Annotated in this window: 7 protein-coding genes and 1 pseudogene; 4 read left to right on the top strand and 4 right to left on the bottom strand. The window is 68.0% G+C overall.

The genetic code is table 11. The features are described 5' to 3' along the window. On the bottom strand, window positions 1-3,048 hold a 3,048-nt coding region (locus tag HR086_RS42080), incomplete at its 3' end, for a hypothetical protein (RefSeq protein WP_174468441.1). Window positions 3,049-3,577: 529 nt separating this feature from the next. On the opposite strand from HR086_RS42080, the gene HR086_RS42075 reads away from it, so the two are divergent. From HR086_RS42075 to HR086_RS42065, 3 genes and pseudogenes are all read left to right on the top strand, one after another. Then, window positions 3,578-3,739: a hypothetical protein gene (locus HR086_RS42075; RefSeq protein WP_174468440.1), complete on the top strand. Its 162-nt coding sequence runs from the start codon at window positions 3,578-3,580 to the stop codon at window positions 3,737-3,739. Between the two features lie 18 nt (window positions 3,740-3,757). Beyond that, window positions 3,758-4,156 (top strand): transposase, encoded by a 399-nt coding sequence (locus tag HR086_RS42070; RefSeq protein WP_373564423.1) that lies wholly within the window; start codon window positions 3,758-3,760, stop codon window positions 4,154-4,156. After that, window positions 4,111-4,377 (top strand): annotated as a pseudogene (locus tag HR086_RS42065) (tyrosine-type recombinase/integrase); the annotation flags it as partial. The gene HR086_RS42070 and the pseudogene HR086_RS42065, both read left to right, overlap by 46 nt. Window positions 4,378-4,464: 87 nt before the next feature. Here HR086_RS42065 and HR086_RS42060 read toward each other — a convergent pair. Continuing rightward, entirely contained in the window at window positions 4,465-4,656 is a 192-nt protein-coding gene (locus tag HR086_RS42060; RefSeq protein ID WP_141643332.1) for a CsbD family protein, read from the bottom strand. A gap of 461 nt (window positions 4,657-5,117) precedes the next feature. Between HR086_RS42060 and HR086_RS42055 the strand changes: the two genes are divergently transcribed. Next, the gene (locus HR086_RS42055; protein ID WP_141643331.1) at window positions 5,118-6,893 is read left to right on the top strand and encodes a methyl-accepting chemotaxis protein; all 1,776 of its coding nucleotides are present in this window, start codon (window positions 5,118-5,120) and stop codon (window positions 6,891-6,893) included. Window positions 6,894-7,174: 281 nt separating this feature from the next. On the opposite strand, the gene HR086_RS42050 is transcribed toward HR086_RS42055, so the two are convergent. Together HR086_RS42050 and HR086_RS42045 are read right to left on the bottom strand one after the other, a co-directional pair. Beyond that, complete coding sequence (locus HR086_RS42050; protein ID WP_174468437.1) at window positions 7,175-8,032, bottom strand: hypothetical protein; 858 nt, start codon at window positions 8,030-8,032, stop codon at window positions 7,175-7,177. A 93-nt stretch (window positions 8,033-8,125) separates the two neighbouring features. Beyond that, window positions 8,126-8,305, bottom strand: a 180-nt coding sequence (locus HR086_RS42045; RefSeq protein WP_174468436.1) for a hypothetical protein, incomplete at its 5' end; no start/stop codon positions are given.

The following is an 8,305-nucleotide window of genomic DNA, read 5'->3' as shown; positions in this document are numbered from 1 at the left end:
CACATATACGGAGACCCCTCCACCCGTCAGCCCCACCACCCCCTCTGCGATTCCCAGTCCATCGCCTCGGGGGATATCGCGAATGAGCGAGTTGATGGAGGTGTAGACGTTACTGAAACCCGTGAGTGCCTGGACCCCTCCCGTAGCACCTGTCACGAATCGCTGCGGAGCTGTCAGGTCGATGGTCAGAGGTGTCTTGAACGCCTCCACGGGCGTCTTGCTCCATCTCGCCTTGTTGGCAGAAGGGTCTGGCTCGTTCTGGAGCGGGGCATGAATGGTCGTGAGCTCCTTCTTGACCAGATAGAGCCCGTAGTTGTTGGCGGCGAACACAGAGTTTCGCTCCCCGGTGTCCGTCCGGGCCTGCTGCTCCTGCGTTGCTTGCGCCTGTGGCTGGGCCTGCTCGGCCGCGGCAGCCTGCTCGGAGGGCGTGGGAGCCGAAGGCTCGATGGATGCAGTCCGGGCGGCAAAATCACGCAACAGCGCGGATTGTCCATCCAGCGCGGCCCCCCCCAGCGCACCCGAGGCGGGCTGTTGCGCCTTGAGGTCCTCCATGCTCGTTACTGGCACACCGTTGATGAGGAGTTCTTGCCCCTCGGGCGTCAGCGTTGATCGGGCATTTCCTTCGGGCGCGTTCAGTCCATAGACGGAGCGGACCAATTGCGGCCCTTTGTCCGTTTGCAGGGACACCACCTCCTGCTCGATGTTGCGCTTGGCCTGGCCCCCAGGGAGCTCTTCAGAGGAGGCCGTGCGCTCGGTGACTTCGACCTGTCCGCTGGCATTGCGCGCCTCGGTGCGCTGATGGTCCTGGACCTGCCGCTTGCCCTGAGCATCCGTGAGTTCCGCGTGCAGCGAGGTGATGCGCCCCTGAGCATCATACGTCTTGGACGAGGTGCCCTGGATGGACACGGGGTCCCCCTTGCCCGAGGGGTTGGGAACCTTGCCCTCCGTGGTCTCCTCCACGGTGTTGCCTTGAATCTTCTTCTTGATGACCACGGACAGGTCCGGCTGCCCTTCGACGAACGTCTGGGTATTCAGCTCACCCGGCTTGATTGCCTGGAACGTCCAGCTCTTTGGCGCTTTCTTCGCGTCCTTGGCGCGATCCTCGACCTCCAGGAGGCTGTAGGGAACAGAGGTCTTCTCATTCGCGGGGGAGTCAACGGCCTTTGTCTGGGAGCTCGTGGCGCGAATGCCGCCCTGCGAGTAGGACGTGCCCTCGGTGACACTCGCCTTGGCCAGCTTCCCATCCGGACTCTTGGTGCCCACGGGCGGGATGTTGGTGGTCCGGATCTTCACCGTGTCGAGGGGGCGCGTATCATCGAAGCGGACCTTCAGCTCGTCATTGACGCCGTCCGTCTTCTGCTGGCTGTCATAGAGCTTTCTCGTCTCCGTGACGCCTGTCTGTGCGTCTCGTGAGAATGAGTTCTCGACGAGCACACCCCGGTCGCGCCGGATCTCTGTTTCCGAATAGGAGACGTTCAAGTCGTCCATGTTTCGGAGGGCCTCATCGGTGTAGCGCAATGAGTCCTTCATATTGGGGTCAATCTTCCAGCTGGATTCGATGACCTTGGTCGTCGATTGCGGCCCCTGGCTCACGATGACACTGAGGTCGGCCTTCTGGTTCGCGCGATCAAACTTGGTGCTCTCGAGCCTGACCGAGCCATAGGTCATATCCGCCTGGATGCGCTCGAGGACGTTCCCCTGCTCATCCTTGAGGACCATCGTGGCCTTCTCGGGGTGCTTGTCTCCCTCGAAGGAGACTCCGGGGGGCCATTCCTTGGGGTCCTTCTTGGACAGGGCGATGGCGTCGGTGGCACGGGTGCGAGCTTCCGCGTCAGTCTGTTGCTGAGCCGTCTCCGCCTGCGTGCGCTCCTCCGCCACCGTGTTCAGGTCCACTTCGTTGCGCAGCGCTTGCTGGCCGGCGGTCTGCCCCGCCTTCGCGGTGAGCTGCGGACTCAGCTGAGCGATGGCATCCGCATCCTCGAAAAGGTTGCCATCACGTCGCAGCTTGGCCATTTCCGTTCCAAGATCGACCATGTTGGCATCCGCGCCGTTGGCGCGAATCGCATTGAAGACCCGGTCCTTGTTGGTGGGCCCCTCCCCTACTGCCGCGAACGGGAACGTCGCCGCGTTGATTTGCGTGGCCAGCGTGGTTCGGGCGGGAGGCCCCCCGAGGGCGGCGCTGTTGGCCAGGCTCTTCATGATGGCATTGGCGTCCTCGGAACGGGTTGACCCGGAGGCCACCTGTTCGACGAGCTTGCGGGTGTGGGGCATGGCCTCCACCGCGAGCGCCGCCCGGTAGTTGGGGTCGGTGCTCGCCGCAAGCTGGCGTTCCAGCTCCGCGGCACCTTCGACCGGATTGCTCTGGGTGGCCTCCCCCACGCGTTGGGCATCGGCGCGCGCGGCGGCCCAGACATTGACGACGGAGGGAGCACCGAGGAGCTCGGTCTGGGCCTTGGCGTCGAGACTGCCCGCATCGTACACGTCCCGGACGGCGTTCGCCTTGGGGAAGGGCTCGGACTTGCCGGCCGCCTTGGCCGCTGTATTGGCGGATTTCTGTGCGTCCAGGGCAGCATTGGCCTGGGTGATAGCCTGTTGGTAGGAGGCGTCCGAGGCTGCCTGGGTCGCGAGGTAGGGCTGTTCCAATCCCGCTGCGGTGGCCTTCGCCGCGTTGAGGCGGTTCTGGCTATCTGTGGCAGCCTGCTCACGTTGAAGCTGTTGCTGAGCATCGTCGGGCGAGGGGCACCGCTTCGCGCGCGCATCCTTGAATCGGGTCAGTTCGGCTTGCGCGTCACTGAGGGCGGTTTGGGCATCGAGCGACTGTTGTTCAGCGGGGCCGTAGGCCTTCTGTGCTGCCTGGGCGGCGCGGTCATCCTGACGCGCTTTCTCCTGGGCCGCGGCCGCCTCTTTCATGCGGGCTTCGGCCTGCTTGCGCGCTTCTTCGGCTGCTCGTGCGAGCGCTTCGGCCTCGCTCGGGGCCACGCCCTGAGAAGAGCCGGGGACGTTGGATACGCTCGTTCTCGCAGCGGTCGAACCCTGAACCATCGACATGGTGCTCACCTCGGGAATGGGCCTGCGTTGGCTTCTCCCCGGGGAGTTGGTTCGGATTTTCGTGGCGCATTCTTTTCTACGCCGGCACATATGGCCTGAGCCCCGGGTGTTGCCCCTCTGCGAAAACCTCCAGGGAAACCGTGGAGGTGCCCGTGGAGAAGGAGCTGGGGCGATTGAGGAGCGGGCACCAGCGCGGTTCATTGCCCTACCCGGAGGCGCTCAGGGAGTTCGCGGTGCGCTACGTCGCGCACGCGCAGGAAGCCGGGGGGGACGTTCGCGGGAGCGGCGAAGGCGCTGGGAGTCTCCGAGCCGACGCTGCAGTCGTGGAGGAAGGGCCGGCCGGCGGCCCATCGGCGAGGGCAGAGCCTTGGGCAGAGGCCGTCTCTGGTACCGGTGGTGGTGGCGGAGCCGAAGAAGACGGGAGCGTCCGCGGCGCGAGTGTACGCGTGCTCGGCTCCGTGGACATGCGCCGAGGCTTCGACGGGCTGAGTGCGCTGGGGGAGCCGTAGTTGGGAGGCGAACTTCTGAGGTGGCGGTGCTGCTGGCGGCGGAGAATGCCCAGCTCAAGGGCGAGGACGGCCAGGCGCGACTCCAACTGGAACTCGAGGGACTCAAGCAGCAGCTCGCCTTGCTGCAGAAGCAGCTCTTCGGCGCCTCGAGCGAGAGACGAGACGCACTGGCTGGTGCTTGAGAAGGACCCCGGTACCAGGTGGTACGCGGGAGTCGTCCTGGTGGACGGGTACGCAGCGTACCAGACGGCGACAAAGTCGGGAGCACAGCGGCCCACCCCGCGACGCTGGCCTTCTGTTGGGCTCACGTGCGCAGAAAATGCTTCGAGGCCAGACAGTTCGCTCCCGCCTGTGACGAAGTGCTGGAGCTCATGGGCCAGCTCTATGTCATCGAGGCGGACCTGCCCGAATGGTGCGCCCTCTCCAAAGAGGAGCGCCCGGCCGTGCTCGCGCAGCGACGGGCCACGCGCCAGCAGCATTCCGCGCCGGTGGTGGAGCGCACCCTCCAGTGGGCCCTGGCGAAGAGATGCGAGGCCCTCAAGCGTGGGCCTTCGGATGGCACGACCTGCGCCACACCCACGGCAGCCACCTTGCCATGAGGGGCGTACCGCTGAAGGCCATCCAGGAGCTGATGGGTCATGCCGACATGAGCGAGACGATGCGGTACGCCCACCTCTCACCAGAGACACGAGCGAACGCGGTGCAGCAGCTCGACCCGCCGAGCCCCCTTCCCCTTGTCGCTTCAGCTCCAGCCACCGAAGGGGCACCTGGAGGGCACATGACGTTTGCGGCAGGGGTCGAATGCACGACAACTCATTGATTTTATTGAAATACTAGCTAGAAGGGCGGGTCGCGAGGGCATGCCCCGCGACCCCGCCGTGGCAATCATCGTCTTCGCGGTACCGGACTAGGGCTCATCACGGCGAGGCTTGTCGTCGTCCACCGCGTCCCGGACCGCACGCTTGGCGTCCTCGACCTTCTCCTTGGCGTGGCCCTTCGCCGTGTCGACCTTGCCCTCGGCCTCCAGCGAGCGGTCGCCCGTCGCGGCGCCCACGGTCTCCTTGATCTTGCCCTTGGCCTTGTCGATCAACTCACCCATGACGCATCTCCTCTGGCTTTGAGCTCCTGAGAGCCGTTGTGGTGAGAGTGTGAACACGCGCCGGGTGGCATGCAGGCGGCGCGACGACGCTCGCCTGCCCTGGGAGCATCAAACGGCGGAGGCGCATCGGCCCGCCCGGGAGCCCACTTCGCCAAGCAACGGGCGGTCCCCTCGTTGATGTAGGTGCCGGTGTCAGCCTCCTGCCTCGCACGCGCCAGGAGCTCCGCGTGGAGCGACCCACGCGCCACCCGCGCCTCGGAGCAGGGGGTGGTAATCCCATAATTTTCCTTGAATTGCCTGACATGCAGACAGACAGGAGGTAGGGTCCCGCGCCGGTGCTGACGACCATGCAGACACGCTGCCTGGTTGGAATCCTTCTCTCAGGCTGAAACGGGACATTGACGCAAGGCGCGCCGGCCCGCACGCTGAGGTCACTGCCACCCCGGAGTCACTGCTTCCCGATGTCTACTCCTCCGCTTCCGACCCCTGGCGCGCTGTTCCGGCGGATGTACCTGCTGCGGTCCCTCATCACGACGGTGGCCTTCTGTCCGGCCCTCTACGTGGACATGCAATTGCTCTCACTGGAAGGGCCGCGCGCGACGCGCATCCTCCTGGGAGTCATCACGCCGCTGGTGTTGGGGTTGTGCGCGGTGGCGCAGCCGGTGCTTGTGATTCCGTGGCTCCTGAAGCGCGCCATGGCCTCGCAGGGGAAGCTGCGCGTGGAGCGGCTGATCCGCATCCCTTCGACGCTGGCTTTCGGCGAGTCGATGGTGTCGTGGTTCATTGGTGGGGTGCTCTTCAACGGCGGCGTGGCGTTGCTGTTGGACAGGCCCATGTCGGTGGTGCCGGTGGGCGTGGCGGTGGCGGTGAGCGCGGGGCTGTTCAGCAGCCCGCTCCTGTACATGCTCTATGAGCAGATGCTGATGCCCACCGTGCTGGAGGCGTACCAGCGCGCGCCGAGTGCCCGGCCCGCGGGCGAGGGCTTCGCGCCGAGGCAGCTGTGGCTGCTTCCGGCCACCGTCGTGTCCGCGCTGCTCGTCACCTGTCTGACGAGCATCGTCACCCTGCACCTGAGGCTGGAGCGGGAGATGGGCGCGCTGGCGGCCGACATCGAGTCACGAGGACAGGCCGCGTCCGCCGACCGCGTGCGCGCCACCGTGGCGCCGCTGCAGCGCGACCTGGTGCTGCCGGTCATCATGTTCGGCGGTTATGCCGCGCTGGGTTCCATCCTCACGGCGGCGTGGGCCGCGCGCAGGCTCGCCAAGGGCTCGCGGGCGGTCGGTGCATCGCTGGAGGCGTTGGTGGAAGGCCGCGCCGCGCCGCCGCGCTGGGTGTCCACGGACGAGTTGGGCGACCTGGCGGCGACGACGTGGCAGCTCTATCAGCGGCTGCAGGAGCTGCCTCGTTCGCTGCGCTCGTCGGCCGGGGACCTGGCCCAGGCGGGCAACCGGTTGTCGGAGGCCAGCAGCCAGCAGAACCAGACGTTGTCGCGACAGGCCGCGGCGCTGCATCAGGCGCGAGCCACCGCGCAGGAAATCCAGCAGGCGTCGCATGTGGCGGCCTCGCGCGCCACCAGCATCCTCCAGGTCGCCGAGCGCGCCGCCGCCGTGGGCCGGCTGGGCGAGGAGTCCCTGCTCGGCACCGAGAAGGGCCTCGCCTCCATCCGCGAAATCGCCGACGGGCTGCATGAGCAGATGCAGGACCTGGGGCAGCGCGCCCGCGAGGTGGGGCGCGTGTCGGAAGTGGTGAAGGCGCTGGCGGACCAGTCGCACATGCTGGCCATCAACGCGGCCATCGAAGCCACGCGCGCGGGTGAGCACGGCAAGGGCTTTGGCGTGGTGGCGCGGCAGATGCGCGAGCTGGCGGACCAGTCCGTCCAGGCCACCAATCAGGTGCGCGGCCTGTTGGAGACGATGGCCTCGGCCGCAACCCAGGCGACGGAGATGACGGACCGGGGCGCCGCGGGTGTGGAGACGGCGCTGACGCCGCTGCGCACCAGTGGCGAGCGGCTGCGGGAACTGGCCACGCTGTCCCGCGAGTCCGCGTCCGCAGTGCGGCAGATCGCCGAGGCGGTGGCCCAGCAGCACCAGGGCGTGGACCAGCTCTTCGCCGCCGTGCGCGAGCTGGACGAACTCACGACGGACACGCTGCGCCACCTGGACACCACGCAGCAGGCCGCCGTCGCCGTCACGCATGCGACGGGACAGGTGTCCCAGCTCGCGCAGCGCTACGTCTGAAGCAGCGTCGCTTCCTCCGCTGACACCGGAGGCTCGGGCGCGAGCCTCCGTCCAGTGCGCGGCGCTACGTCTGAGCCCGCGCCTGTTCCTCCGCTGACACCGGGGCCTCCGACGCGGGCCTCCGCCCAGCGCATCGTGACGTCTGAGCCGGTGGCGCTTCCTCCGCTGACACCGGAGCCTCCGACGCGGGCCTCCGCCCAGCGCATCGTGACGTCTGAGCCAGCGTCGCTTCCTCCGCTGACACCGAAGGCCCGGCGAAGGCCTCCGCCCAGTGCGCGGCGCTACGTCTGAGCCAGCGTCGCTTCCTCCGCTGACACCGGAGGCTCGGGCGCGAGGTGCCCATCCAACGTCAGCACCGGAGCGCGCAGCAGCACCATCAACTGTCCCGCGAGCACACCCAGGCGAGAGAGCCGCTCACGAGGCTCCTCGCCGCCCTCCTCGAAGCTGGCCGCATCCAGGTACGTCAGCTGAACCTCCGCGCGCCCCTGGAGCGCTCCGACCCGCGCGTCGAGCGCGGCCAGTCGCTGGAGCAGCGCCTCCAGGAAGTCCGAGGCCCGCGTCAGCGTCGCCGCGCAGTCCTCCAGACACCGCACACGCGCCTCCACCGTGTCCGGCGCGGGCGATGCGGCCCAGGGCGCCGCGGCGTGGAACAGCGACATCCCATCCAACACCACCGGCACCGCGTCCTCCTGCAACCAGCCCCGCTCCAACCACTCGAGCACGGGCACCAGCTCCGGCGGCGCCGTCGCCCCTGAACCGAACAGCGGCCACGCACGCCGCGCCGCTCGTGACACGGGCTCGGCGGGCAGCGCCTCCAACGCGGCCAGGGCCTCGGCCGGAAGGACGTCCTCCCGCCTCGCATGCTCCCACCGCTCCAGGCGCGCCAGCAGCCCACGCAGCGGCTCCACCACCTCCGCCTTCGCCTTCACCTGCCGCTCGCCCAGCGAGGCCATCCCCGCGCGTACGCGCAGCCGGGTCGACTTGAGCGAGCCCAACGCCACCGCGTGCCGCTCCCGTGCCGCGCGGACGTCCGGCGGCTCCGGCGCCCCCACGAGGCCCTCATCCAGGACCCGCTTCACGCCGAGCCCCAGCGCCGTCAGCACCAAGCCACCCACCGCCAACGGGATGAAGAAGGGCATACGCTCGCGACCTCCACGGACAGGGTGACAGCTTCGCATCCGTCGCGACCCCACGCGAGGGACCCCTTCCGTTCGCATGGAGGGGAAGGAAGCTCAGCCAGCGCGCGCCCGGGGCGCCTGCATCGACGACGGGCCCGCCGCATCCCGCGTCACGTCGTCCAGCGGCGGCACGTACGGCCAGCCCGGCAGCGGCCCCTGGCCCGCCTCGCGGTTGAGGTAGTCCGCCGCGATGTTGGCGCTCTCCATGATGGTGAGCAGCCCGCTGCCCGGATG

The organism is Myxococcus sp. CA039A (assembly GCF_013336645.1).
GTDB lineage: Bacteria > Myxococcota > Myxococcia > Myxococcales > Myxococcaceae > Myxococcus > Myxococcus llanfairpwllgwyngyllgogerychwyrndrobwllllantysiliogogogochensis.
This window is presented reverse-complemented; position numbering and strand designations above follow the sequence as displayed.

Excerpts from the sequence above, each read along its gene's own strand:
- HR086_RS42050 (WP_174468437.1), bottom strand. The coding sequence starts at position 8,032 with ATGCCCTTCTTCATCCCGTTGGCGGTGGGTGGCTTGGTGCTGACGGCG.
- HR086_RS42055 (WP_141643331.1), top strand. The coding sequence starts at position 5,118 with ATGTCTACTCCTCCGCTTCCGACCCCTGGCGCGCTGTTCCGGCGGATG.
- HR086_RS42060 (WP_141643332.1), bottom strand. The coding sequence starts at position 4,656 with ATGGGTGAGTTGATCGACAAGGCCAAGGGCAAGATCAAGGAGACCGTG.